23 protein-coding genes are annotated in these 25,100 nt (G+C 70.4%); 5 read left to right on the forward strand and 18 right to left on the reverse strand.

What is annotated here, in order from left to right:
- Nucleotides 1–5: 5 nt before the first annotated feature.
- From IPQ09_01905 to IPQ09_01940, 8 genes are read right to left on the reverse strand one after another with little or no spacing between them, the layout of a single operon-like run.
- Nucleotides 6–776, reverse strand: a complete 771-nt coding sequence (locus IPQ09_01905; protein ID MBL0192975.1) for a sulfite exporter TauE/SafE family protein — start codon at nucleotides 774–776, stop codon at nucleotides 6–8.
- Nucleotides 773–2,131: a cytochrome c oxidase accessory protein CcoG gene (gene ccoG / locus IPQ09_01910; GenBank protein ID MBL0192976.1), complete on the reverse strand. Its 1,359-nt coding sequence runs from the start codon at nucleotides 2,129–2,131 to the stop codon at nucleotides 773–775. Before ccoG ends, IPQ09_01905 begins: the two co-directional genes overlap by 4 nt.
- Nucleotides 2,128–2,739, reverse strand: coding sequence for a c-type cytochrome (locus IPQ09_01915; protein MBL0192977.1), 612 nt, complete (start codon nucleotides 2,737–2,739; stop codon nucleotides 2,128–2,130). The genes ccoG and IPQ09_01915 overlap by 4 nt, the downstream gene beginning before the upstream one ends.
- Nucleotides 2,732–2,911: a hypothetical protein gene (locus IPQ09_01920; GenBank protein ID MBL0192978.1), complete on the reverse strand. Its 180-nt coding sequence runs from the start codon at nucleotides 2,909–2,911 to the stop codon at nucleotides 2,732–2,734. The genes IPQ09_01915 and IPQ09_01920 overlap by 8 nt, the downstream gene beginning before the upstream one ends.
- Complete coding sequence (gene ccoN, locus IPQ09_01925; protein MBL0192979.1) at nucleotides 2,908–5,235, reverse strand: cytochrome-c oxidase, cbb3-type subunit I; 2,328 nt, start codon at nucleotides 5,233–5,235, stop codon at nucleotides 2,908–2,910. The genes IPQ09_01920 and ccoN overlap by 4 nt, the downstream gene beginning before the upstream one ends.
- Nucleotides 5,228–5,386, reverse strand: coding sequence for a cytochrome oxidase (locus IPQ09_01930; protein MBL0192980.1), 159 nt, complete (start codon nucleotides 5,384–5,386; stop codon nucleotides 5,228–5,230). The genes ccoN and IPQ09_01930 overlap by 8 nt, the downstream gene beginning before the upstream one ends.
- Nucleotides 5,374–7,713 carry an HAD-IC family P-type ATPase gene (locus IPQ09_01935; protein ID MBL0192981.1) on the reverse strand — a complete coding sequence of 780 codons (2,340 nt, stop codon included), beginning with the start codon at nucleotides 7,711–7,713 and terminating at the stop codon, nucleotides 5,374–5,376. The genes IPQ09_01930 and IPQ09_01935 overlap by 13 nt, the downstream gene beginning before the upstream one ends.
- 13 nt (nucleotides 7,714–7,726) lie before the next feature.
- Nucleotides 7,727–8,320, reverse strand: coding sequence for a universal stress protein (locus IPQ09_01940; GenBank protein MBL0192982.1), 594 nt, complete (start codon nucleotides 8,318–8,320; stop codon nucleotides 7,727–7,729).
- Nucleotides 8,321–8,723: 403 nt separating this feature from the next.
- Between IPQ09_01940 and IPQ09_01945 the strand changes: the two genes are divergently transcribed.
- Both IPQ09_01945 and IPQ09_01950 read left to right on the forward strand, forming a co-directional pair.
- Entirely contained in the window at nucleotides 8,724–10,133 is a 1,410-nt protein-coding gene (locus tag IPQ09_01945) for an MBL fold metallo-hydrolase (GenBank protein MBL0192983.1), read from the forward strand.
- Nucleotides 10,134–10,282: 149 nt separating this feature from the next.
- The gene (locus IPQ09_01950; protein ID MBL0192984.1) at nucleotides 10,283–11,089 is read left to right on the forward strand and encodes a dioxygenase; all 807 of its coding nucleotides are present in this window, start codon (nucleotides 10,283–10,285) and stop codon (nucleotides 11,087–11,089) included.
- A gap of 12 nt (nucleotides 11,090–11,101) precedes the next feature.
- Here IPQ09_01950 and ybaK read toward each other — a convergent pair whose 3' ends face one another.
- A complete protein-coding gene (gene ybaK, locus IPQ09_01955) occupies nucleotides 11,102–11,584 on the reverse strand; it encodes a Cys-tRNA(Pro) deacylase (protein MBL0192985.1) in 483 nt (160 codons plus the stop codon).
- Between the two features lie 75 nt (nucleotides 11,585–11,659).
- Here ybaK and IPQ09_01960 point away from each other — a divergent pair, with 75 nt between their 5' ends.
- Nucleotides 11,660–12,214, forward strand: coding sequence for a hypothetical protein (locus IPQ09_01960; GenBank protein ID MBL0192986.1), 555 nt, complete (start codon nucleotides 11,660–11,662; stop codon nucleotides 12,212–12,214).
- A 93-nt stretch (nucleotides 12,215–12,307) separates the two neighbouring features.
- Here IPQ09_01960 and IPQ09_01965 read toward each other — a convergent pair whose 3' ends face one another.
- The 7 genes from IPQ09_01965 to IPQ09_01995 form a co-directional block, all read right to left on the reverse strand.
- Nucleotides 12,308–12,886, reverse strand: coding sequence for a hypothetical protein (locus tag IPQ09_01965; GenBank protein ID MBL0192987.1), 579 nt, complete (start codon nucleotides 12,884–12,886; stop codon nucleotides 12,308–12,310).
- A gap of 355 nt (nucleotides 12,887–13,241) precedes the next feature.
- Nucleotides 13,242–14,984, reverse strand: coding sequence for a PE-PGRS family protein (locus IPQ09_01970; GenBank protein MBL0192988.1), 1,743 nt, complete (start codon nucleotides 14,982–14,984; stop codon nucleotides 13,242–13,244).
- 110 nt (nucleotides 14,985–15,094) lie between these two features.
- Nucleotides 15,095–15,895, reverse strand: coding sequence for a phenylalanine 4-monooxygenase (locus IPQ09_01975; GenBank protein MBL0192989.1), 801 nt, complete (start codon nucleotides 15,893–15,895; stop codon nucleotides 15,095–15,097).
- A gap of 35 nt (nucleotides 15,896–15,930) precedes the next feature.
- The gene (locus tag IPQ09_01980; GenBank protein ID MBL0192990.1) at nucleotides 15,931–16,866 is read right to left on the reverse strand and encodes a CehA/McbA family metallohydrolase; all 936 of its coding nucleotides are present in this window, start codon (nucleotides 16,864–16,866) and stop codon (nucleotides 15,931–15,933) included.
- Nucleotides 16,844–18,511, reverse strand: coding sequence for a carboxypeptidase regulatory-like domain-containing protein (locus tag IPQ09_01985; protein MBL0192991.1), 1,668 nt, complete (start codon nucleotides 18,509–18,511; stop codon nucleotides 16,844–16,846). Before IPQ09_01985 ends, IPQ09_01980 begins: the two co-directional genes overlap by 23 nt.
- 54 nt (nucleotides 18,512–18,565) lie before the next feature.
- The gene (locus IPQ09_01990; GenBank protein ID MBL0192992.1) at nucleotides 18,566–18,958 is read right to left on the reverse strand and encodes a hypothetical protein; all 393 of its coding nucleotides are present in this window, start codon (nucleotides 18,956–18,958) and stop codon (nucleotides 18,566–18,568) included.
- Nucleotides 18,850–20,403, reverse strand: a complete 1,554-nt coding sequence (locus tag IPQ09_01995; GenBank protein MBL0192993.1) for a hypothetical protein — start codon at nucleotides 20,401–20,403, stop codon at nucleotides 18,850–18,852. Before IPQ09_01995 ends, IPQ09_01990 begins: the two co-directional genes overlap by 109 nt.
- 154 nt (nucleotides 20,404–20,557) lie before the next feature.
- On the opposite strand from IPQ09_01995, the gene IPQ09_02000 reads away from it, so the two are divergent.
- Together IPQ09_02000 and IPQ09_02005 are read left to right on the forward strand one after the other, a co-directional pair.
- Nucleotides 20,558–21,232: a hypothetical protein gene (locus IPQ09_02000; GenBank protein MBL0192994.1), complete on the forward strand. Its 675-nt coding sequence runs from the start codon at nucleotides 20,558–20,560 to the stop codon at nucleotides 21,230–21,232.
- Nucleotides 21,233–21,352: 120 nt separating this feature from the next.
- Entirely contained in the window at nucleotides 21,353–21,742 is a 390-nt protein-coding gene (locus tag IPQ09_02005) for a hypothetical protein (GenBank protein MBL0192995.1), read from the forward strand.
- Nucleotides 21,743–21,820: 78 nt separating this feature from the next.
- Here IPQ09_02005 and IPQ09_02010 read toward each other — a convergent pair whose 3' ends face one another.
- Both IPQ09_02010 and IPQ09_02015 read right to left on the reverse strand, forming a co-directional pair.
- Nucleotides 21,821–23,944, reverse strand: a complete 2,124-nt coding sequence (locus tag IPQ09_02010; GenBank protein ID MBL0192996.1) for a M13 family metallopeptidase — start codon at nucleotides 23,942–23,944, stop codon at nucleotides 21,821–21,823.
- An 81-nt stretch (nucleotides 23,945–24,025) separates the two neighbouring features.
- Nucleotides 24,026–25,081, reverse strand: a complete 1,056-nt coding sequence (locus tag IPQ09_02015) for a hypothetical protein (GenBank protein ID MBL0192997.1) — start codon at nucleotides 25,079–25,081, stop codon at nucleotides 24,026–24,028.
- Nucleotides 25,082–25,100 lie beyond the last annotated feature (19 nt).

Raw genomic sequence — 25,100 nt, forward strand, 5'->3', positions numbered from 1 at the left:
CCACTCTACCGAACCGGCTCGCCGAGCGCGAGGGTCGAGAGCTCACGCGCCACCCCCTCGAAGCCAGACGACCGCGAAGCGTGGCAGTCGGCCCCCGCCGAGGGCGCGAGCCCCCCGCGGACGCCTTGCGCGACGCCGACGGCGCCAAGCGTGACGATCGCCACCCCCGCCGCGCGCCTCGCCCACGGTCGCTGAACGAGCCGCCGCGCGAAGCCCACGAACGCGTCGACGAAGAGGAGCCACGGCAGCGCACCCAGGCCAAACGCGAGCATCCCCACGGCGCCCCAGCCTGGTTCGCCGACGCTCGCGCAGACCGCGACGGCCGAGTACACGAGCCCGCACGGCAACATCGCCCAGAGCCCACCGGCGGCGAGCGCGGCGGGCAGAGTGCGGAGCGGGAGCAACCGCCCGAGCGCAGCGCGCACGCGAGCGCCGAGACGCCCCTCGAGCGGGAGGCGCACCTCACCGGCCGGCAGCGCACCGGCGAGACGCAAACCGTAGAGGACGACGAACACCGCCGCGACCACGCGCGCGCCGGCGCCGAGCGCGGGCCACGCGCGCACCCCGGCCGCCCCCCAAAGGCTCGCGAGGAGCCCAAGGACCGCGTACGCAGAGAGGCGCCCACCGTGAAACACCGCGAGCGCGAGCGCGCGACGCGCGCCTCGAGCCTCGAGCCTGGACGAAAACAGGCCGACCAAAGGACCGCACATGCCCACGCAGTGGGTGCCCCCGAAGAGGCCGAGGAGCGCCAGGGCGAGGAGGGTCCGCGGCGTCACGGGGAGTTGGGTCCCAAGAACTGCGCCTGGAGCTCGATGGCCTCTGCCTCGCCCGCGCGCCGGACGTGAAAGCGCACCGGCCTCGGAGCCCCGCGAGGCCCCGTCACGAAGAGCGGGACTCGCCGCGACTCGTACGGGGCGAGGTCGAGCGACGGGGCGGCGAACGTGAGCGTCAGCGGCGCGGCGCCTGGGGGATCGCTCGGGGCAAAGTCGAAGTGCGCCGGCACGTCGGACTTGTTCACGATGTGCACCTCGAGAGTGTTCCGCACCTGATCGCCCACGAGCTCGTAGGGCGGGCCCGAGAGCCGGAGGACGTTCGCGGCGTACGTGGTCCGCTGCCGGATCGTGACCACCGCGACCAAAGCGCCGATGAGGACGAGCGCCCCGTAGAGCGCCATCCGCGGGCGCAGGAGCCGGGTCTTGTTGCCCTCGAAGCCGTTCTCGGAGTCGTAGCGAATGAGTCCCTTTGGGCGACCGAGCCGGGTCATCACGTCGTCGCAAGCGTCCACGCAGGCCGCGCACGCGACGCAGTCGACCTGGAGCCCCTCGCGAATGTCGATGCCCGTCGGACAGACGACGACGCAGCGGTCGCACGACACGCAGTCGCCTGCCCCCTCTGCCTTCACTTTGCCGCGCGCGCGCGGCTCGCCGCGCTGCGTGTCGTACCCCACGATGAGAGTGTCGCGATCGAACAGCACCGACTGCATACGACCGTAGGGGCAAATCACGAGGCACGTCTGCTCGCGGAAGCGGGCGAAGTTGCCATAGAAGATCAGGGTCATCACGGTCGCCCACACGAACGGCGACAGGTGCTCCGCGGGCCCGGCTCGCATCATGGTGACGAGCCCGTCCCACGAGACGAAATAGAGCACGAAGACGTGCGCGACCACCGACGAGATGGCGACGAAAACGACCTGGAGCGCGACGCGGCGCCACCACGCGGGCTCGCTCTTGCTCCGCTCCCCCCGCGAGCCGAGGATGAGGCGCTCGACCGGCCGATAGACGCCCTCCAGGAACACCGTCTGCGGGCAGGTGTAGCCGCACCACACGCGCCCGAGGAGGCCCGTGAGCACGACGATCGTGATGGCGAGGCCGGTCAGCGCGAAGAAGGCCAGATAGGTGTCCTGCGCGCCGAGCGCGAGCCCCAGGATGTGGAAGCGGCGCGACGGGACGTCGAGCCATATCCCCGGGGCGCCGCGGATCTTGACGAACGGGAGGACCAGGAGAACCGCAACGAGGACCGCGAAGAGTACGCGGCGGGCCCGCGTGAACCTCCCTTGAACGTCGGCGGTGACGATGCGCAGGTGGCGCCCGTCCGTGAGGAGGGACGAGCGCCGAGCCTTCGAGGGCTTCACGGGTCCGGCGTGCCCTGCGGCGGCTTCCCGGGCAGGTTCTTGCCGCGGAGCGTGAGCACGTACGCGGTCACCGCGAGGGTCTTGTCGGGTCCGAGCGTGGGGAGCCACGCCTGCATGCCCTTGTCGGGCACGCCCTCCGTGATGGTCTTGTAGATCTTGGCGTTTGATCCGCCGTGCAGCCACGCGCTGTCGGTGAGGTTCGGCCCAATGAGCCCGCTGCCGTCGGGCTTGTGGCAGGCCGCGCACATGGCGGCGAAGGTGGCCTTCCCCTTCTCCAGGGTGACAGGGTCCTTCGACAGGGTGTCGAGCGCCTCCGGGCCGACCGCCCCCTGCGCGCGGAGCTTGTCCGCCTGCGCCGCCGCGATCTGCGCTGCCTCCTTCTCGTACTCCTCGCGCCCGACGGGCGCGAAGTGGAACGTGTGGAACACGAACCAGTACACCCCCGCGGCGAGCACAGTCACGAGGAAAATACCTTGCCACCACTGTGGAGGCGACACGTTCGCCTCCTGGATACCGTCGTAGTCGTGCTCGAGCGGCCCCTCCCACCAGGGCGTCTCGGCGCCGCGCCGCTCGGGCTTCTCGGCCTTGGGATTCTCTTGCTCAGACATCGGACTCGTCCTTCTCGAGAGGGAGGGTAGACACGGCGTCGAACGCCCCACGCTTGGGCAGCGCCGCGCGCAGGACGACGAGGCAGAAGATGGTGAAGAACAGCGCGAGGCCGAACAGCGGGAGCGCGAGCAGTGGGCTCTGCGCGAGGAACGCGAGGGCTTGACTCTTCATGGCTTGTCCGTCTTCTCGGCCACGGGCGCCGTACGAGGAGGGGTCTTCCCGAGCCGCTGGAGATAGGCGATGACGGCGACGAGCTCGGTGTCGGGCTCGGTCTTCGTGCCCAGCGTCGCGAGCTCGGCGGTGATGGTGCGGGCCTGAGCCTTCGCGCTCTCCTCCGCCTTCAGGATGTCGTCGCTCCGATAGGGCACGCCGACCTGCGACAGCGCACGGAGCTTGACGGGGGTCTTCGCGTAGTCGAGCGAGTTCGTCTCGAGGTGCTTGTAGGGCGGCATGTTCGACCCGGTGGTGATGGCCCGCGGATCGATCATGTGCTGGTAGTGCCACGCGTGGGAGTACTTTCCACCGACGCGGGCGAGGTCGGGGCCGGTGCGCTTCGACCCCCACTGGAACGGGTGGTCGTATTGGGAGTCGGTCATGTCCGACGGCGCCCCGTAGCGCTGCGCCTCGTGCGTGAGCGAGCGGATCATCTGCGAGTGGCAGGTGTAGCAACCCTCGCGCAGATAGACGTCGCGCCCCTCCACCTCGAGGGCGGTGTACGGCGCGGCGTTGGCCGAGGCGGCCGCGCCGGCGGGCTTCACGAGGAGCGACGGGATGATCTCGGCCACGCCGCCGATGATGACGGCCACGGCGGCGAGCGCCGAGAAGAGCAGCGATCGGCCCTCGAGGATGCGGTGCCACGAGGCCTCGCCGCGCGCCCTCGCCGACTGTACGGCGAACGCTCCGAGGATGGTGACCGCGATGGCGACGCAGGCGAAGAGCACCCCCGCGAACCCGTTCGCCACGAGGGTGAGCATGATCATCGTCGTCGCGAGCACCGTGTAGATGATCGGCGGCGCGGTCAGCATCTTCACCCAGCTGAGCTCCGGCGGCGAGGCGAGGCGAACGACGGTGACGGAGGTGGTGACGGCCTTGCCCGACCGCGCGGTGACCGCGAGGTTGTAGGCCATGAGGATGAACCCGGTGAGGTACAGGCCGCCGCCCACCACGCGCATCCAGTACATGGGCTTGACCGCGATGAGCGTCTCGATGAACGTCGGGTAGACGAGGGAGCCGTCGGCTGCCAGGGCGCGGAGCATGAGCCCCTGGGTGATGCCGGCGACCCACATCGACACGACGTAGAGCACGATACCGAGAGTACCCAGGTAGAAGTGCAGGTTCGCGAGTCGCGTGGAGTGGAGCTTGGTGCCGTAGAGCCGCGGCACCATGTAGTAGAACATCGCCGCCGCGAAGAACCCGTTCCATCCGAGCGCGCCGTTATGGACGTGCGCGATGATCCAGTCGGTGTAGTGACCGAGGGCGCTGACCGCGCGAATCGATAGCAGCGGCCCCTCGAAGGTGGCCATGCCGTACGCGGTGATTCCGGCGACGAAGAACTTGAGGACCGGGTCGTCGCGGAGGCGCTCCCAGCGGGCGCGAATCGTGAAGAGACCGTTGACCATGCCGCCCCAGCTCGGGGCCCACAACATGATGCTGAACACCACACCGAGGGTCTGCGCCCAGTCAGGCAGGGCGGTATTGAGCAGGTGGTGCGGCCCCGCCCAGATGTACATGAAGATAAGCGACCAGAAGTGAATGATCGAGAGACGATAGGAGAACACCGGTCGATCGACGGCCTTCGGCACGTAGTAGTACATGATGCCGAGCACGGGGGTCGTGAGGAAGAACGCGACCGCATTGTGCCCGTACCACCACTGCACGAGGGCGTCCTGAGCGCCGCCAAAGATGGAGTAGCTCTTCATCGCCATGACCGGGATGGCGAGGCTGTTGACCAGGTGGAGCAGCGCTACCGTGATGATGGTCGCGATGTAGAACCAGATGGCCACGTAGAGGTGCTTCTCGTTGCGCTTCGCCAGCGTCCAGAAGAAGTTCACCGCGAACACCACCCACACCACCGTGATGGCGATATCGATGGGCCACTCGAGCTCGGCGTACTCTTTTCCTTGGGTGAAGCCGAGGGGGAGCGAGAGCGCCGCCGACACGATGATGGCCTGCCAGCCCCAGAAGTGGAACTTCCCGAGGGCGTCCGAGGCCATACGGGTCTTCAAGAGTCGCTGGGTGGAGTGGTAGATTCCGGCGAACACCATGTTCCCGACGAACGCGAAGATGACGGCGTTCGTGTGGAGCGGGCGAAGCCGACCATAGCCGAGGAACGGGTGCACGTTGGCCGGCCACCAGGCCAGCTGGAGCGCCACGATGACGCCGACCAGCATTCCCACGATCCCCCACATGACGGACGCGGCGACGAACTGCCTCGGCAGGTCGTCGTCGTAGGTCACTTTCACCTCGGAGGTCTCGATCTCTGTCGCTTCACTCATGAGCGTCCTCGGTTTCTTCCTTTTCTATCGGCAGCAGCGCCAGGCGGTCGGACTCCTCGAAGTCGCGCTGCTTCCACGAAAAGAGGAAGAGCGCTATCGAGCCGACCACCAACATCAAACTCACGAACACCTGCAAAACTACGACGTCCATATCTTGGCCCCCGCCGAGAGCTCTCTCATGGTGAGCACGATGAGGCCCACCGAGGAGAGCGGCATGAGCACGGCGCAGAGGAGGGGCGACATGTGCCCCGACGCCGCGAGGGCCACCGTCACCACGTTGTAGGCAATGGCCACACCGATATTCCTGCGCACGACTCCGCGAAGCCGCCGCGCCACGCGCAGGGCCCGGCGCACGCCCTCGAAGCCCGCGCCAGTGAAGAAGAAGTCGGCGCGGCTCGCGACGAAGGGGCGATCGACCGCGGGAGTCCCCGAGCAGAGGGCGACCTCGAGCGCCAGGGCGTCGTTGACGCCGTCGCCGATCATCAGCGTCTTGGCGGCGTCGTTGGCCTCGATCCACGCGCGCTTCGCCCGTGGATCGGCGCCCGCGACGACGCGGTCGGCGGGGATGTCGAAGCAAGCCGCCACCGAGACCGCGCGGTCCTCGCGATCTCCAGTGAGCACGAACGCCTCGTAGCCGTCGCCGACGAGCCCCGCCACGTCGCGCTCGGCGCCGTCGCGGAGAACCTCTTCGGTCTCGAACGAGGCGCGCACGACGCCGCGCTCCATGTACACGACGTCGCCGGGATCCGCGGGGGAGCCGGACACGGCGCGCGGCGGGGCGCCCAGGTAGGCCGTGGCCGAGCGCACCCCTCGACCGGGCTCCTCCGTCGTGATGAAGTCGTCGTCGAGGACCGCGTCTTCCCCCACGAGCGCGGCAGAGATCGCCTCCGCCTTCGGGTGCGAGCTGCGCACCGCGAGGTTGTACAGCACGCGCCGGCTCGGGGAGGAGAGCGCCGCGAGGGGGGCCAGATCGCGGAGGACGAGCCGCCCGGTGGTGAGGGTGCCGGTCTTGTCGAACACCACGCGGCGCACCTCCATCGCGCGGTCCAGGAATCCGTCGGCGCGGACGAACAGCCCGGCGCGCCGAAGCCCCGCGTGGGCGAGCTCATAGGCGAAGGGCGTGGCGATGCCCATCGCGCATGGGCAGGTGACGATGAGCAGGCCGCTCGAGACCTCGAAGGCCCGCCACGGACCGGCGTGAAGTGCCCAGAACGCGAAGGTGGCCGCGGCCAGCAGCAGCACGATGACGACGTAGGCGCGGGAGAAGGCCTGCCAGAACTCGACCTGTGCGCGGCCCTCGGGGACGGCGCGCAGGAGGTCGCGGAGACCCGACTCCTCGAAGTCTTGGGCGAGCCGCACCCGCGTCGCCTCCGCTTGGCGGAGGAAGGCACCGGCCGGCACGCGCTCGGCCTCGGCGTAGCGGGCTGGCTCGGGCTCGCCGGTGATCCAGTCGAGCGAGAAGCTCGCGGCGCCCCCGAGCGGGGTCGCGTCGACCGGCACGAGATCGCCCGGCGCGAGGAGGATGACGTCGCCTCGACGGAGCTCGCGGCCCTTCACGATCTCCACATGACCGTCACGCACGCGGCGCGCGAGCAGGCCGTCGGCGCCGTCGCTCTCGAGGAGGTAGGCTCGGTTCTGGCGCAGCACGCGCTCCTGCAGGAAGCGCCCGACGAGCATGAGCGCGATGAACACGTTCAGCGTGTCGAAGTAGGTCTGCGCGCCAGACCTCGCGAAGAAGCCGTGCGCGGACGAGGCGTACGCGAGCCCGATCCCGAGCGCGATGGGCAAGTCGAGGTGAAAGGCGCGCCGCCGCAGCGTGGCCCAAGCCGAGCGGAAGAACACCGCCCCGCCCACGACGACGCTGACGGTGGAGAGCGCGAAATCGAGCGTGTGAAACAGCCGATAGAGCGCCCCTTCGCGGAGCCCCGCGTAGGTAGAAATCGCGAAGATCATGGTGTTCATCGCGATCGCGATGCACACGCCCATGCGCCAGACGAGGTCGTCGGGGGGGCTCTCGGCGCCGCGCTTGGCCGACGAGAAGCGGTAGCCGAAGCGGCTCAGGCCGTCGACGAAGGTCTCGAGGGGGAACGACGGGGTGACCACGAGCTCGCAGCGCCCGGTAGACGGGGTCGCCCGCACGTGACCGGCCTTCGCGTGCCTGCGAAACAGCTCCTGGAAGATCCACACGCACGCGGAGCAGTGCATCCCCTGGACGTCCAGGACAACCTTCGTGAGCCCGCGCGCGCCGCGGAGGGCGACGCCCTCGGCCTCGAGCCAAAGGCGATCCGGGCGGGCGGCGCCCTCGGTCATGGGGTTGCCGCTGCCCAGCTCGTAGTAGCGCAGCAGCCCCTCCGAGCGGAGGAGCTCGTTTACGTTCTCGCAGCCCGAGCAGCAGAACGTGCTCGTGCCGCTCGGTAGTCCGCAGTGCGCACAGGCCCCCGCCCGCCTGTCAGTCGCAGGTATCGGAAGCGCCGACATGGCTGCCCCGCGATCAGAGCTTCTGGCGCGGCGGCGAGACCGGCAAGACGCTGGAGTGGTGGGACTCGTGCTTCGAGTGCTGCTGGCACCACTCCACCTTGCCCTGGCTCGCCTGGCGAACCTCGGCGCACCGCTCGCAAGGCGGCAGGACGTGCGGCGCATTGTCGGACTCCTTCGGCCGCACCACGACGACGGAGCACGGAGCGAGCCGCACCGTGCGCTCCGCTATGGATCCAAAGAACGCCCGGGCGAGCCCGGTCCGACCGTGGGTTCCGACGAACACGAAGTCGGCGTCGGCGGACCGCGCCACGTCCGAGAGTATCGTCGCGGGCTCGCCGACGTTGACGTGCGTGACGAGCGTGACCCCGACGGGCAACGTCTGGCGCTCGACCGTCTCGCGCAGCGCCTCCGCCTGGTAGTCGAGGCGAGCCAGCTGCGCGTTCGCGGCGCCCTGGTCTTCGTCGACGCCCGGCATGAGCGCCAAGGCCCTCACCACGTGAACGGTCGAAGGCGCCAGGCTCGCCGCGTGGGCGATGGCGGCCTCGAGGGCACGGCCCGCCAGCTCGGAGGTGTCATAGCCAACGACGATGTTGCGCTTCAGGGTCATGGCTCGCCATCAGCAATCGGTGTGCCACGGGCGCACGCACGAAATTTCGGCAAAATCAGCGCGCTCGTTGGCCGCGCGTGGAGGACGCCGCAGCGCTTGCCGAGCCCGCGCAAACTCTGCGCAGGGGACCGCGCGAGGGGCGAGCGCGAGCGCACGCGCCGACGAGGAGCGCCGCCCCGGCGCGCCTCGCCGTCCGCTGGCGGGCCGCGGCCCCGTACTTGCAGCGCCCGCGTCGCGCCCGAGACCGCTGAGCTGGCTCGACGGGGATCGGAGGACGCTGTCCACCTGGTCTGGGTCCCGAGCCCAACGCAGACGCCTCGGCCTCGAGACTCACGCTCGCCCAGTCGACCGGTCATCCCACAGTTCATCGCGGCGGGGTCTCCGCTGCGCGCGAGGTCCCTTCTTGTCCATTCAGCTACAGTTCTTCGGCGCCGCCGGTACGGTCACGGGATCTCGGCACGTCGTGTCGACCGCCCAGAGCTCGATCCTCCTCGACTGCGGCCTCGTGCAGGGGCGCCGACTCGACTCGTTCGCCGCGAACCGATCGCTCGGCTTCGATCCGCGCTCGATCGACGCGGTCGTCCTCTCTCACGCGCACATCGACCACTCGGGCGCGCTGCCCATGTTGGTCAAGCTGGGCTACGACGGCGCGATCTACTCGACCGCCGCCACGCGCGACCTCTGCGCGGTCATGCTCCAGGACGCCGCCCGCATCCAGCGCGCGGACGCCGACTACATCGGTCGACTGATCGAGCGCGGGGCGGACGACCTCCAGCGCGTCGAGCCCCTCTATGGCGAGGACGACGTCGTCGCGGCGCTCGATCGCTTCACGGGGTGCGAGTACCACCGCCACGCGCAGATAACCCCCGACGCGCGGCTCTCTCTCCTCGACGCGGGCCACGTCCTCGGGAGCGCCATCTCGGTGCTCGACCTCGACGACGAGGGGCAGAACGCGCGCGTCGTCTTCACCGGCGACCTCGGGCGAACGAACATGCCGATCCTCCGCGATCCGGACGTACCCAGCGGCGTGAACGTGCTCATTCTGGAGAGCACCTACGGCAACCGCGTGCACGCGCCCCTCGAGGCGATGGACGACGAGCTGGCGGTCATCCTCACGCGGACGGCGAAGCGCGGCGGCAAGGTCGTGATTCCCACCTTCGCCCTCGAGCGCGCACAGGAGATCGTGATGGCGATCGCGCGACTCCGAGCGAAGCGCGCGGTGCCGCTCGTGCCGGTGTACGTCGACTCACCCCTCACGGTGAAGATCACCGACATCTTTCGGATGCACCCCGAGTGCCTCGACGCGGAGGCCCGCGCGTCGATCCGCGGCAGCGCGAGCCCGTTCGATTTCGACGATCTCCACTACGTGTCGGATCCCGAGGACTCGAAGGCGATCGACGCGTCGCCAGACCCGTGCGTCATCCTCTCGGCGAGCGGCATGTGCGAGGGCGGTCGCGTGCTCCACCACCTCCGCGCGACGATGGAGCACGACCAGAACGCGATCGTCATCGTCGGCTTTCAGGCGCAGCACACGCTCGGGCGCCGGCTCGTCGAGCGGCGCTCCAGGGTGCGCATCTTCGGGATCGAGCGCCCTGTCAACGCGAGCGTCCACGTGCTGAACGGCTTCAGCGCCCACGCCGGACGCGACGAGCTGCTCGCGTTCGCCGAGGCGGTGCGCGACCGCGGCCCGCTCCGCACCGTCGTCCTCGTCCACGGCGAGCGCCCGGCGCAGGAGGCGCTCGCCGAAGGGCTCCGCGAGCGCGGGTTCCCAGACGTGCGCGTCCCGCAGCTCGGCGAGAGCATGGTCGTGTAGCCCGTCGACTCTCCAGCCGGGCGCGTCCACGATGCACGACGGTCGGGCGCCTTCGACGAAGTGGCGCGCTCGTCGTTCTCGAGGGCGGAACATTCCTTCGCTTTTATTGCGTATTTTGCCCCACTCCCGGCTCGTAGAGAATGGCGCAAATGTCCGTACCGCGCACACCTGCCGTCTACATTCCCCACGGCGGAGGGCCCTGGCCCTTCGTCGACGTCGGGTTCGGTGAGCCCGACTCCTTGGCGCGCCTCGCCGCCCACCTTCGGGGCCTCCGAGGGCTCCCGTCCACGCCACCGCGCGCCGTGCTCGTCGTGTCGGCGCACTGGGAAGAGCGTCTACCCACCGTGACGACCGCAGAGCGCCCCCCCCTGCTCTTCGACTACTTCGGGTTCCCTCCGGCGGCGTACGAGCTCACGTGGCCGGCACCGGGCAGCCCTTGGCTGGCAGGGCGCACGCGCGCGCTCCTCGACGCGGCAGGCATCGCGAGCGCCGAGGCGCCCGAGCGGGGCTTCGACCACGGCGTCTTCGTGCCTATGAAGCTCGCCTACCCCGCGGCCGAGGTGCCTACGGTGCAGCTGTCGCTCAAGGCCGGGCTCGACCCCGCGAGCCACCTCGCGATCGGCCGCGCGCTCGCGCCCCTCCGCGACGAGGGCGTGTTCGTGATCGGCAGCGGCATGAGCTACCACAACATGCGCGGCTTCGGCCGGCGCGAGGCGCGGGCGGCGTCGCTCGCGTTCGACGCTTGGCTCGCCGAGACCGTCGCGCTCCCTCGCGAGCGCCGCGACGCGCGCCTCGTAGAGTGGCGGGCTGCGCCCTCCGGGCTCGAGGTTCATCCGCGGGAAGAGCACCTGCTCCCGCTCATGGTCGTTGCGGGCGCTGCGGGCGACGACCCGGGCTCGGTGCCGTACGCCGACGTGCTCATGGGGGTCCGGATCTCCTCGGCGCGCTTCGGCTGAGAGTTGGGCGCGCTACGTCGGCGTGGTCGAGAGCGGCGCCACCTTCGCGCGGGTCGCGGCGACGTAGTCGGCAGGCGCGAGCAAGATCTGCGTGCCGCGGACGCCCGCCGAGACGCTCACCACATCGAACACGAGGGCCGATTCGTCTACGACCACCGGGAATCCCTTCTTCGAGGCGAGCGCGGTGACGCCGCCGCGGACATACCCCGTGAGCGGCTCCACCTCCTTCAGCGCCACCGGCGCGACCTTCTTGTCCGACATCGCTCGCGCAGCCGCCTTCAGATCGAGCTCGCGCCCCGCGGGCACCACGGCGAAGAACACGCCGGCGCGCTCCCCTCGCACGACCAAGGTCTTCAGGACCTGGGCCTCGGCCAAGCCGATCTTGCGCGCCACGGTCTCGGCCGAAAGGTCCGCGAGATCGACCTCGTACCCGACCAGGGTGTAGCGGATCTTGAGTCGATCGAGCGCGCGCGCGGCGTTGGTCTTGTCGGGCATGCTCCATGTCATAGCCGAGGTCTGCGCCGTGCACGTGGTCCCCCCAAGCGCCGCCCGGAGCGTTACTGTGGTGGCGTGCGTTACGAAATCGATCCGTCCCACTCGACCCTCGAGATCTTCACCTCCGCGGACGGGCTCTTCGCCCGACTCGCCCACGATCTGCGCCTCTCCGCGGTCGCCAGCGAGCTCAGCGCCGAGCGCGCAGACGGCGCGGTCTCGGTGCGAGCGAGGGTGCGCCTCGGCGCGTTGCGAGTCGACGGGGTGATGAAGGACGGCGCCCTCCGTGAGGGCGTGCTGAGCGCCGACGACCGCGCGCAGATCCTCACCAAGATGCGGGCCGAGGTGTTCGGCGGGCAGGGCGAAGAGGCCCACGTCGAGCTCGATGGCCACCTCCGGGGCTCGTCGTTCTCGGGCACGGTGAGGTCGCCCGCCGGCCGCTCCGCGAAGGCGCACGGCACCGCCACGACGACCTCATCGACCCGCGGCGAGAAGGCCGTTGAGGATGTCACCGGGTCCTTCGAGCTGTCGCTGCGCGAGCTGGCCGGCCACGACGTGAAGGGGCCCCTCGGCGCGTTTCGCGTCTCGGATCACGTGCGCGTCGCGTTCAAGGCGCGCTTCGTGGAAGCCTAGCGGACGAACCGCTTGATAATCGAGGATTTTCCACGAGTTGCGAGCCGTGCGGGGCGCGACCAAGGGTCCTGTTGCGCTCGGCGCCTGGGCGCGTCAAGAGAAGCGCTCGGAGAGCGCAGCCACGACGTTCGGGACGCCCAGCGCCGCGAGCGCGCCGAGCACGAGCCCCGCGACGAGCCAAGTGAGCCGGCCTGAAGCCACCGCGCGCGAGCGGCCGGCGAGCGGGAACTCCACGAGGCGCACGGTGGCCGTGTCGGCGTCGACCAGGAGCACGCCGTCCACGTCGAACGCGATCCGGTACTCGAGGAGCTGGCGCCGGGTCGTCGCGGTCTCGAGCCGCGGCGCGAGCGCGCCGGTCTTCACCTCGGCGACGTAGCGCCCGCTCGTGTCCTCGACGACGAGGTCGGCGCGGACCTCGACCCCCACCGGTACGCCGTCCACACCGAGCGGGTAGCGAACTACGGCCTGCCTCTGGAGCACGCGGAAGCCGCGGCGCTCGAGGATTCCCTCTGCGCGACGCTCGCCGGCCGCCCCCTTGACCCGCGCGGCGACGAGCCGCGCGCGCATGCGTCGCTGGTGAAGGGCGAGGCGCGCCGTCTGGAGCAGGGCCCAGGCGACGGCCAGGACCAAGAGCCCGAGCAGCACGGTCACCGGCGCGGTCCGCGGGTCCACCCTCCCGTGGGTAGGCTAAACGTCCGCGCAGGGCCAAACTTCCTGAGGCAACCCGGGACGACGCGGGCCGCGGCGTCGAGACCACACGCCCTCCGCGAGCCGCTCATCGAACCATGAGCGTCGCGTATCCGGACCAGAGCCCCCCGCACCGCCGACCGTCGCGCGGACGCGAAAGCGGTGCTCGCGTGGTCGCGAAGTGGGACCCCCAGCCGGTGTAGATGCCGCGCTCACGCGACTTGACGAGGACTTGGACCGCACGGCTCGCCAGGGGTAGCAGGCCGCCTCCGGCGATTCCGCCGCTCGTTCGGCGGCGCCCGACCGCCGCCGCTGCGCTGAGCGCCTCGCTTGGAGGCCGTCAGGGCCCCGCGACGAGCACCTCGCGGGCGATGCCGTCCGCGCCGTTCTTGCCGGCGGGTGCGCCAGCGCCACCGCCGCCGCCCGCGCCCGCCGGGCCAGGGGCCCCGAGCGTGCCCGTGTTGCCCGACTCGACCAGCGTGGCCGTCGAGGCGCGGGCGATACGCGCCGAGTGCCCCCCGCTCCCTCCGCCACCACCGGAGCCGGAACCGCCCGCGCCTCCGCTCCCTCCGCGCCCGCCGCCTGCCGCGCTCGACGCGCCGGAGCCGCCCGCGCCCCCGCCGCCGCCGGGCTGGCCCACGCCTCCGAGACCGCCGGCGCCGCCCGTCCCGCCCTTCCCCAAGGTGAACACGTTGTTCTCGACCGTGGCAGCACCGCCGCCTACGAGCACGCCGATCGACGAACCCCCCGCGCCTCCGCCGGCGCCGCGCGGGCCGCCCGCCCCGCCGCAGCCGCCGGAACCTCCGCCGCCGCCGCCGTCTCCGATGCAAATGGGCCAGCTGCGCGCCGAGGCGCCGCCGCCACCGCCGCCGCCGCCGCCCCCGCCGTTCCCTCCCGGCAGGCCAGGCTTCCCAGGAGACGAGACGTAAAGGCCATTGACGATCGTGCCGACGGGTTCCCCGCCGTCACCACCGGAGGCTGGCGGCGCCCCCGTGCCGGCGCTCGCGCCCGTGAGCCCGGCGCTCCCGCCGCTCGAGGAGATGCACGCGCTGCCGGACCCGCCGCCACCGCCGGCGGCTCCGCCCGTGCCCGGGGCCCCTGCGGCCCCGCTGCTGTCGGAGCCGACGCCGCCGTTGCCCCCTCGACCCCCGGGGGCCGTACACGATGGCGAGGCGGCGCCCGGCTGGGCGCTCGAGCAGCTCGAGCAGCCTCCGGCGCCGGTGTTCCCAGTCGCGGCGGGCGTCGTGGGCGGCGCGGCGTCCGTGGTGCCGCGCACCCCCTGGTTTCCCGGGCCCAGGAGGAAGACGTTGTTTCGGACGAACAGCCTCCCGCCCGACGAGCTAACCACACGCACGCCGTGCACGCTCTTGCCGTCCTGGGCTTCGGGGATCTTCACCTCGAGGGTGAGGTTCGCCACGTGCATGTCCTCGCGGAGCTCACGAATGAGCACGCCGTCGCCCGCGAGCGGCCCCGTGGTGGGGGCCACTATCGTGGTCGCGATGTCGGTGGTGCCGTGCTTTCGCGAGCGCCGAAACGGGAAGGCGGCGTCGGCCTGGTCGAACCCGCCGTAGAGGCTCACGCCGGAGGGCAGCTCGACCGACTCGGTGTACTTCTCCGCCGAGACACAGACGGGCCTCTTCTTGGTGCCCGAGCCGGCCACCATCACCGCGCGCGCGAGGGTCTTGAGGGGCTTCAGCCGAGTGCCGTCCCCCGCGTCGTCTCCCTTCGACACGGAGACGTACACGCAGGTGGCCACGACGCCGTCGGAGCCGTCGCAGTTGGCGTCTTCGAAAGCGGGGTCGAGCTCGTCGTCTTCGCTCCGCTTCGTGCACCGATACTCACACCCGCAGTTCTCCCCGTCGGTTTTTCCATCGAGATTCCATGTATTTGGCGGACACTGCCCTACGACGCACCCTCCGGGCGGGGGCTTGGCCGCGCCGTCGGCTTCGGGGCCGCCGCCGTCCGGGTCGACCGCGCCGGGCTCCTCCCCCTCGTCGGGCCCGAGCTCGCCCGTAGCGCACCCCACCGGAGCCCCCGCGACGCCGAGGCCGACCACCAAGAACCACCACGCGAAAGACTTCATGTCTGGACGCTGCTCCAAGCCAAAGCGAGAGGCGCGGGCGACCGCCCACACCCCAAGTCTACTCGGCCTTCGTGAAAGAGCCCGCGCGTTCACCGCGGCTCGCAGGAAAGTCAGACCGCGCGGAGCCAGTCGCCGAGATCGCGCTTCAGCGCCTCTTCCGACTGGGCGACGAAGAGCACGCCCTGGTAGTCGGTCGGGTCGAACGGCGTGGCCGCGACGCGATCGAGATCGAAGGGCCGTAGCTCAGCCTCTTGGGCAAAGCGGCCAAGCTCGCCGAACGACGAGAGCAGCCCCGCGCCCACCACGCGGCGCGCCTCGGGCGGACCGTAGACGCCGAACTCGAGCACGTACCAATAGAGCCGAATGAGCGCCTCGGTCTGCCGGGCGTCGGCGCGGAGCGTCGCCTCGCCGAACAGGCGGTTTAGCTCCGCGAAGCCAGGATCTGCCAGCATGGGAGCGTGGCCGACGAGCTCGTGGATGATGTCGGGCTCGGGCGTGTAGAGCGGCGCCGAGTGGTGCCGGATGTACTGCGTCGCGAGAAACACGCCCTCGGCGAGGCGCTCCATGAACTGGCGCGGCGTCACGAGCCCCGCGACCGGCTCGAGGCGGAAGCCCGTGAGAGGCGCGAGCACCTCGTTCACCTCGGCGAACGACGGCACATGATCGGCGCGAAACCCGAGCTGCGGGGCCCTCGCGCGGTAGGTCGGGCAAGCGTACTGCGCGTGCAAGGGCGTGAGGTGCGCGAGCGCGGTGCCCCAGACCGCGACCTCGTGCGGCTCGTAGGCGACGTCGGGCGGCGGCGCCCCCGGCCGGTGCGCGAGCGCGAGCCCCGCGATGCGGTTGCGCCGCGCGCGGTACTCCGGATCGCGGAATCCCGGGTGGTCGCGGTCGAGCTCGACGAGATCAGGCACGCGCGGGGGTGTAGCACCGCGGCGGTCAGGAGAAGTCAGAAGAAGATCGGGTTCGACACCGCGAAGGGCTTGTCGCCCGGGGCGACCGGGGCGAGATCGCGGGCGCCTTTCGCGACGAACACCACGTAGTGCCGCGCGCGGCTGGTCGTGGGCGCGACGTCCACGGTGAGATCGAAGCGCTTCGCCGGGCCCGGGCCGACCGAGGCGCCGAGCGGCATCTTCTTGGCGGTCTCGCCGTCGACGAGCACCTCGAGCTCGGTGGCGTCGACCCAGCTCGCGGCCGACACGGTGACCTTGTACGCACCCGCCTTGTCGGTGCCGCCCGGGCCCGCGCCGCCTGGCCCCTGGACGGTCATCGAGAGGCCTCCCGAGATGACCGAGGCCCCGGTCTTGATGAAGTCGCGCACCGACTCGGGCGTGACCTTGTTGGGGTCGTCGTGCCCGAACTTCATGCAGGTGCGCGGATAGCCGACCTTCGCGCTGCGCCAATGGTGGCTGTCGGAGCTGCCCACCGCCCACGTGGTCTTTCCGGCGTTCAGGAGCGAGAACCACGACTTCACCGAGTCGTCGCGGCTTCGGTCGAAGTCGGAGCTGTTGAACACCTCGATCGCCTCGAACTCCTCACTCCACACGCCGTCGCGGCCCTTCGCGGTGGCGTAGTCGTACACGGCCGCAGAGAAGTAGCCGCGGAAGCCCGGGTAGTTCGGGTGATTGACGATCAGCGCGGGCTTCTCGGGCCGCTCGTGGACGAGCTTGAAGATGTCCGGCGGGGACTTCCCGATCCAGTCGACCGCGCCGCCGTTCTGGGCGCCCGGAATGGGATTGAGCGGGATGACCCCGAAGTGCCCATACGAGAACGTGGTGAGCTCTTCGGACGGGAAGCTCGAGGCCCACTTCGAGAGCCCGAGCTTCGCAATGATCGGCTTAAAATCGATGATCCACTCGTGCTCACTCGAGATAGGGAGCTCCAGGCCCCTCTCCCACCGCGGCGCGCACCTTCATGGGCGCCGTGTCGTCGGAGTCGGCAGAGAAGTTCGAGTGGATATGGAAGTCGGCGCACATGACGCCGGTCGTGTCGACGCTTCGAAGCAGGGTCACCGGCACCTCGGTCACCTTGCCGGCCTCGGCCGTCACGACCTGATCGAACAGCTCGTAGTCGAAGCCACGGGACACGAGCACGCGGTGCGCCCCGGGCGGCACCACGACCTTGGCCACGCCGTCGGCCGGGAACTCCTGGAGGAGCACGCCGTTCGGCTCCTCCACGACGCCCCACGCGACGGGCGCCTTCGCCACCGGCGTCTGCGGCAAGATCTGCACGCGCACCGGGAGCGGTTCGTTCGTGCCCGCCTCTTTCGCGACGATGTTCAGCGTCGCGCCCCGCGCGAGCACGAGCTTCGCGGCGGACGCGTCGGCGGCGAGGTTCACGGCGGGGCTCGTTGCGTAGCCGGGCACGAGCGCGTGGGCCATGGCGGCCTGGGCCGGCAGGCGCAAGGAGAACGCGCCGTCCTTGTCGGCGTGGCCGCGCGAGAGCACCCGCCCGTCTTGCCCGGTGACCACGACGGTGGCGCCGCCGAGCTTCGCGCCGTCGTCGCTCTCGACTGTGCCCTTCACCTCGCGGCGCGCGGGGCCGCCGTTCGCCGCCTGCACCGCCTGGAGCAGCCCGTCGAGCTCCGGCCCGCCGCCGATGACCTCGGCGTAGTCGGTCTCCACGGTCTTGCACGCCTCTGCGGTGAGGCCGGAGCCCTGGAAGTACTGGAAGCCGGAGACCTCGAGGGCGAACTCGAGCTCCTTGCCGGGCTGCGCGATGGCGAAGCTCGTGCGCTCTCCGTCGTACCCGACCCACGGGTGCTTCCCCTTCGGCACGCCGTACCCGCCGCTCTCGGTGAAGAGGGCGGAGCGGTTCGAGTGGAAGAAGCCGAACATCTGCTTGCCGCTGAACGTCAGGTCTTCGGGCCGAGTGTTCATGAACGACAGCCGCAGCTTCACCTTGGAGGCGCCGGGCTCGAGCACGTAGTCGAGCGCGGCCGGGAAGTTGTACTCGTCGGGCAAGAGGCCGCGGAAGGTCTCGAGGAACGGGATGTTCTTCAGCACGCCGGACGAGCGCACCACGGCGGCCTTGCCGTCGGAGCCGTCGGCCAGAACAGTGACGTTCTCGGGCGCCACGACCTGCCGCGAGAGCGCGAGGAGCATCTCGCCGTATTGGCTCACGCCCGTCGGCCGCCCGTCGGCCCCGACGACCTCGATCGCGTTGATCTCACCTCCGAAGGGGTTGTAACCGTCGCTCGCGCGCGCGCCCTCGATGAACACCGCGATCGTGTCGTTCGCCAGGACGAAGTCGGTGTCGACGAGGCGATTGCGCGCGTCGTCGGGGCGCTTCAGCCCGGTCAGGCTACGAAGGCGCCCTGCGCGCGCCTGTCCCGCGGCCTTCGCCCCGAACGGATCGGCGTGACCGTTGGCGTCGCCGCCGGGGAAGCGCTTGGCGACCACCCCATCGCCACACGTGGGCTCCGGCGGCTCCGTCGTGGGTGGCTGCGGATCGCCGACCGTGTCGCTGCCGCACGCGAGCGCGGCGAGGGGGAGCGTAGCGAGGGCGGTGAGGGCGAAGAGGGAGCGCATCTCCACACCTTGCCACGACCATCCGCCCCGCGTCGAACCGAGCGCTGCTGGCGTCTACTGCCACACGACGAGGTACGAGCTCAGCACGATGTTGCCGCGAGCGATGTCGACGGCCTGCCCCGCGTACGTGGTTCTGTACGACAAGGTGTTCACCTGGCCGAGCTTGACGGAGCTCGTGACGTCGACGACCCCGGGCAACACGTCCTGACCAGGGCACCACCCGCCGCGGCCGAAATACCAGGTCCCCAGCTGGTTCGGCACCACGCCCTTGGCGACGTCGTTCGCGCAGCCGAGCGCCGACTGCGCGCCCGGGAAGCTCCGCTTCTGCACCGCGCCGTTCACGCCAAAGAGGTGCTGGTGGTCGCAGAACTCGGCGCAGTTCCCTGCCGCGGCGCCGTGCCCCGTGATGAGCGTGTAGAGCTCCACCTTCTTCGCCGTCGCCGGCACGTCGACTTGAAGGTCGGGGTGCAGGCTGTCGTAGCCCGGGTTCCAGTTTCCCCCTTGCCCAGGGGAATCGCCGAGACCGGCCGCAGGGGCTTCTTGCGGTTGGAGAGGCGGAGAGAGAGCGACACCAGGTAGTTGGTCTTGCGCGGATCGAACTGGCCGTTCGCTCGCCACTTGAAGTGGGTCGCGCCCCCCTTCAACAGCGGGAGCACGCCGGAGATGTCGGTCACCCAACGCCCCTCGCGCCAATAGGTGGTGATCCACCGCGCGAGCTCGGTGTCGCAGCGCCACGGCGGCGGGCCTGCGTCGGTCGCGCCCGCGTCGGTCGCCTCGGGCGGCTGGCACACCCAGAGGTGAGAGAGGTAGTCCCACGCGCCGCACTCGCCGTCGCGGTGGTCGACGCAGTCGGTGGTGAGGTCGGCCTCGAGGGTGTCGAACGCGGCCATCGCGGCGGGCTCGGGCAGGGTCACGTCGGTCTCGAACGTGTCGTACACAGTGCGCTCTTTGGCGAGCGAGACCACCGTCGCCGGCGGCGCCGCCGAGAGCGCGCGCTCGCGGGCCCACTCGAACTCGTAGTAGGTCGGCTCGTTCACGAGGAACGACAGCTTCGGGATGATGCCGTTCGAGCCGAGCTGTCCGAGCATGCCCACCTCGCGGATGCGCTGGAAGCGGTCGATCGCGAAACCCATCGTATCGTACTGCTTGTACGGGGGGCGCGACGCCACGCGCGCCTTCATCATCTCGCCTATCCACCCCGGCACGTCGACGGCGAAGGTGTCTGCAAAGTGCACGCGCTTCGCCCAGTCGCCGTCGGCGGCGTCAAGCTCGGCCTGCCACTTGTCGCGGGCCGCGACCCACCCCGTGTCGCGGCGGAGCGGCAAGAAGAAGTAGTGCACGTGCGGAGGCGACTTCGCGAGCACGTCGCGTACGAGCGAGCCCTTGTAGAGGTTCGTCGAGTACTCGCCGAGCTCGCCCGGCGCGTACATGAGGAAGACGTAGCTGTCTTCGCCGGTCCACTCGCGCTTGAAGTCCCAGTCGCCCTTCGTCGTGGGGATCACGAAGGGGCCCGCCGTGTCTTTCGGCTTGGTGCCGTAGGGGCCGTCGCGGAACGGCTCGACCGGGGGGAGCCGGAAGCAGTCGGCGACGGCGACGCAGTTGCTCCCGGCCGCCGCGAGGCAGCGCGCCACGTCGCGCGCGACGCCGCCTTCACGCCCCTCGAGGCTGCCCGCGGCGCACGCGCTCTCGCACGCGCCGAGGTCGAGTGGAGGGCACGCCTGGCTGGCGCTCGCGCACACCGCGCACGGCGCGACGGCGGCCTCGGGGACGGGAGGCGGAGGGGCCGCCGCGTCGGCAGGGTCGGCCCCGGTGTCGCCGCACGCGGTGAACAGCGCGCCCAGCGCCACGAGGCCCGCCGCGGCGCCGAGCGCCCAATTTCGCCGTTTCGCCATGGTCATTCCTCCGAAGCGTCTCGTTGTCATCTTAGCCCACCGCGGGGCTACGACGGGGGCGGCAGGCGCTGCCACGTCGATGGCGCACGAAGCGATCCGCGAAAAGCTTGCATTTTGACCTACCACTTTCGCTTACATCAGACACGGTACGGGCATGCGCATCCGGAAGCTCGCCCTCACCCTCGCCCTCGCCCTCGCTCCCGTCTTCGCTTCGTCTTCGGGCTCGGCCGACGCTCCTCACTGGGAGCGCGTCACCGACAGCGGCGGCGTGACCGTGTTCAAGCAGGAGGTCGAGGGCAGCCCGGTCATCGCGTTCAAGGGCATCGGCGTCGTCAACGCCCCGCTGGTACGCGTCGCCTCGGTGGTGACCGACTCGAACCGCACGGTCGAGTGGATGGACCGCATCGCCGACGCGCACATCGTCCGCCAGGTGTCGCCGTTCGAGCGCATCGTCTACACGCACCTCAAGTCTCCACCGCTCGTCGCCGATCGCGATTTCGTCACCGACGCGAAGGCGGAGTTCGATCGCGCCAACAAGCGGGTCACCATCCGCATCCACTCGGTCGCCGACCCCGCCGCTCCGCCCACGTCGCACGTGCGCGGCCAGATCCTTCACAGCTCGTTCGTGCTCACCTCGATCGAGGGGGGCCAGAAGACGCTCGTGGTGACGGAGATCCACGCCGACCCGAAGGGCTCGCTGCCGACCTGGGTCGTGAACCTGATCCAGAAGGACTGGCCGTTGAAGACCATCGCCAACCTCCGCGCTCAGTGCGCGAAGGGTGACATCAAGGACTCCGCCGACATCGCGGCGCAGCTCGCCAGCCCCTGAGCCTCCGCGCGCGCCCCCCCCCCCACGCGCGGCGCGGCGCGGCGCAAAGTTCGCCGCGGGCGCCGCCGATCGAGTACCGTGGGGGTGGTGCGCCAGAACGGCGAACGAGGAGGATCGGCTATGCGGCACGGGGTAGGTGGTGGAGCACGAGCGTCGTCGCTCAACGGGGAGCGGCGAGCGCTCGCGGCCCTCGCGATCGTCGGCCTCTCGCTCTCGGGCGGCTCCGCGGCATGCGTCCCCATGCCTGCCTACAACGTCGTCCGCAGCGACGTCGGCACCGAGATGCCGAAGCCGGCCGGCTGCCGGCTCGAGCTCATGCCGCGCCCGCCGAAGCGCCGCCACGAGCAGCTCGGCTTCATCGAGGTGAAGACCTCGCCGGTGCACACCGAGGACCAGTTCAGGGCGCTCGTGGGCGACTCGGTCTGTCAGATCGGCGGCGACGTCATCGTCGCCGAGAAGAAGCACGGCGAGTTCCTCGGCGGGACGATTCTCCGCTACCTGCCCGAATAGCCGTCGGCCACGCCGGGCTCCGATCACCGCGGTCGCGCCTCGCGCAGCCGCGGTCACGCTTGGTGGCGGCTACGGCGGCTACCAGACCTCGCAGCGCTCGCTGCGCACCATCTTCTGGCCCGTACTGCAGTGGAACGCGTCGGCGAACGCGGCGGTGTTGGAGAGCGGACCGTTGACTCGCAGCTGCGGCGGCGAGTGCGGATTCGTCGCTACCAGCAAGCGCATCGCCTCGTCGCGGTAGCTGCCGCACCACGCTTGCGCGAAGCCGAGGAAGAACTGCTGGCGCGGGCTGAACTCGCCCTCCGCCTGCTTCGCGTCCTTCCCGATCTCCTTCTCCAGCGCCATGAGGGCCAGCTTGACGCCGCCCAGATCGGCGAGGTTCTCGCCGAGGGTGAGCTTCCCGTCGACGTGGGCGTCGCCCAACACCGTGTACGCGGAGAACTGCTTCTCCACGCAGGAGGCGCGCTTCACGAACTCCGCGTCGACGGCGGGCGTCCACCACGACTTCATGTTGCCGTCGGCGTCGAACTGGCGCCCTTCGTCGTCGAAGCCGTGGGTGAGCTCGTGGCCCATGACCATGCCGATGCCGCCGAAGTTGGCGGGTGACGCGACGGTGGTCGAATAGAAGGGCGAGCGCAGGATGCCCGCGGGGAAGACCATCTCGTTCAGGAGCGGGTCGTAGTAGGCGTTGATGGTGGGCGGGCTCATCTGCCACTCCGCGCGATCGACCGGTTGACCGACCTTGCGGAGCTGCCGCTGAATCTCGAAGGCTTCCGCGGCCTTCGCGCTGCGGTTGTAGCTCTGGCGATCGGCGGTCAGCCCCTCGTAGCTCCGGAAGGTGTCGGGGTAGGCGATCTTGTTGGCGATCTTGGCGAGCTTGGCTTGGGCAAGCTTTCGGGTCGGCTCGTCCATCCACGCGAGGCCGTCGAGGTTGCCCTTCATGACGCCCTCGATCGCGAGGATGAGCTTCTGCACGGCCTCCTTGCCGCCGGCCCCCAGCGTGCGCTTCACGAACGGCTGGCCGAGCGCCTCGGGGAGCGCCGCGTCGGTCGCGCGCACGCACCGCTTCCACCGCGGCGGGAGGTTCTTCGCGCCCGAGATCGCCTGGCGCCACGCGAAGCCCTCGTCGACGAAGCGCTTCGGGAGCCGCGAGAGCGCGTCGCGCGTGACGTGGAAGCGCAGGTAGGCGCGCACCTTGGCGAGCGGCAGCTTCTTGCCGTCGAGGAGGGCCGAGAGGCCCTTGAAGTAGGTGTCTTGGGCGACGTTGAAGTCAGCCGTCTTCTCCATCCCGAGCTCGGCCAGGTAGCGGTCCCAGCCCAGGTTCGGGGCGACCGTCGGCAGGTCGGCGCGCTTCACGAGGTGGTAGTTCTTCTGCGGCTCGCGCAGATCGGTCTTCGTGAACGAGATCTCGGCCAGCGCCCTCTCGACGGCGAGCACGTCGTCCGCGCTCTGCTTCGCCTTCCCCTTGTTCTCGCCCAGGAGGCCGAACACGTTGGTCACGAACTTCGTGTATTTCGCACGCAGCTCGAGCGCCTTCGCGTCGGTCTTCAGGTAATACTCGCGATCGGGCATGCCGAGCCCGGCCTGGTGGAGGGCGAAGATGACGCGGCTCGCCTCCTTGAAGTCTTGCTCCGGGCCGTAGTCGAAGAACACCGTGGTGCCCGACTTGTGGAGCTTGCCGATCACGGTGGAGAGCGAGCGCACGTCCTTCGCCTGCTCCACGAGCTTGAGATCGGCGTCGAGGGGCTTCGTGCCGGCGGCCTCGATGGCGGCCTCGTCCATGCAGCTCCCGTAGAAGTCACCGAGCAGCTTGGCGTAGGGCTCGTCCTTCCCTGCCCCGCTGGCGTACCCCTCGAGGATCTCCTTCAGCAGCTTCTCGTTCTCCTCGCGCATGACGCTGAAGCTGCGCATCCAGCTCGCCTCTTCGTCGGGGATGGGGTGAGCTTTCACCCACCCGCCGCACGCGAACGAGAAGAAGTCGTCGCAGGGGGCCACGCTCCGATCGAGCGCGGCGAGGTCGACCCCCGACGGGCCCGGCACGACCTTGCCGGGAGCCGGCGTGGCCACCGACGGCGCGGGCTGCGCGGACCCGAGCGCGGGCGGCACGGCGGGCGGCTCGGGCGCGGGCCCGCAGGCCGCGAACAGCAGGGGAAGGAAGAGGCCGGCGGACAGGCCGCGCGCACGGGTGCTCCAGGGCAACATGTGCGCGACGATACATGAAGCGCGTGCGCTTTGCCTCTCGAGTCGGGAGCGCGAAGCCGGCGACGAGCCGCGCCGAGCGCGCTAGCGGAAGCCGAAGCGCGACCAGTCGGTGTACCACTCGGCGTTCGGCCACCGCGTCTTGCAGTAGCCCGCCGGCACCGCCGTGAGGCCCTTCTGGCGGAGCCATTTCTTGTCGAGGGGGCACACGAACGAGCGGTACTCGGCGGCGCTCGCGTCCCACGAGGGGAACACGACGGCCTCGCTCGCCGCCGGGCGCTTGACGCGCGCCTCGTAGCCGGGAAACACGGGGTAGTCGGAGTCGACGGCCTTGCCGCCCCACTGCACCTGCGCGTCGCGCACGAAGACGGGCACGCCGACGCCGTCTTTTCCGGCGGTGCGCATGACGGTGTTCTCCGCGTAGTTGCGGGTCGCCATGTCGGTGCCGATGAGGTGCGCCAGCTCGACGACGTGCTCGCCGTTCATGCGGTTGCAGCCCTTCGAGAGGGGGCCGCGCTTCAGCTTCCACACCTCGCCGAGCTCCTCGCTGGGGGCGACGTCGATGGGGCCGTGGAACGCGTGGCCGACCGGCGAGTACTTGATGAACGGGAAGCCGCCCCACATCGTGGCGTCGGTGTTCTCGCTCGTGCGGAGCGAGGGCGTGAACGGGATCGAGTAGAGCGTCTTGTTGTCGCCCGGCCAGTTGCGGTACGGCGCGTTGCGCGAGGCGTCGATTTTGTCGGTGGCGGCCGTCGCGACGGGGTAGCCCACGGCCACGCGGGTGCGCCCATCGACCGTGGCGGTCCTCACGTAGGCGGGGAGCTTGGCGACATCGTAGCCGCGCGGGAGCAGCCCGGTGACGAGCGCCACGCTCGACTGGAGCGACACCTCGACCTGCGCGTTCTCGAGGGTGGGCAGCGGACCGGAGTAGATCCACTGGACGCTCTTGCCGGTGAGGTCCTCGATGTTCGGGATGACCGCGCCCTCGAGATCGGCGCCTTCGGGGCCGGCGGCCGACTCGGCCGAGCAGCCGGCGAGACCCACAGTGACGGCGGCGGCGGCGGCGGCGGCGAGCCCGCGGAGGAGCCCGCGCGCGAGCGAGGGGCGACGGGCGGCGGCGAGGGGGTGAGCGCGGAGCATGGGCCCTCCATCCCTAGCA

This window comes from Myxococcales bacterium (genome assembly GCA_016720545.1).
Taxonomy (GTDB): domain Bacteria; phylum Myxococcota_A; class Polyangia; order Polyangiales; family Polyangiaceae; genus JAAFHV01.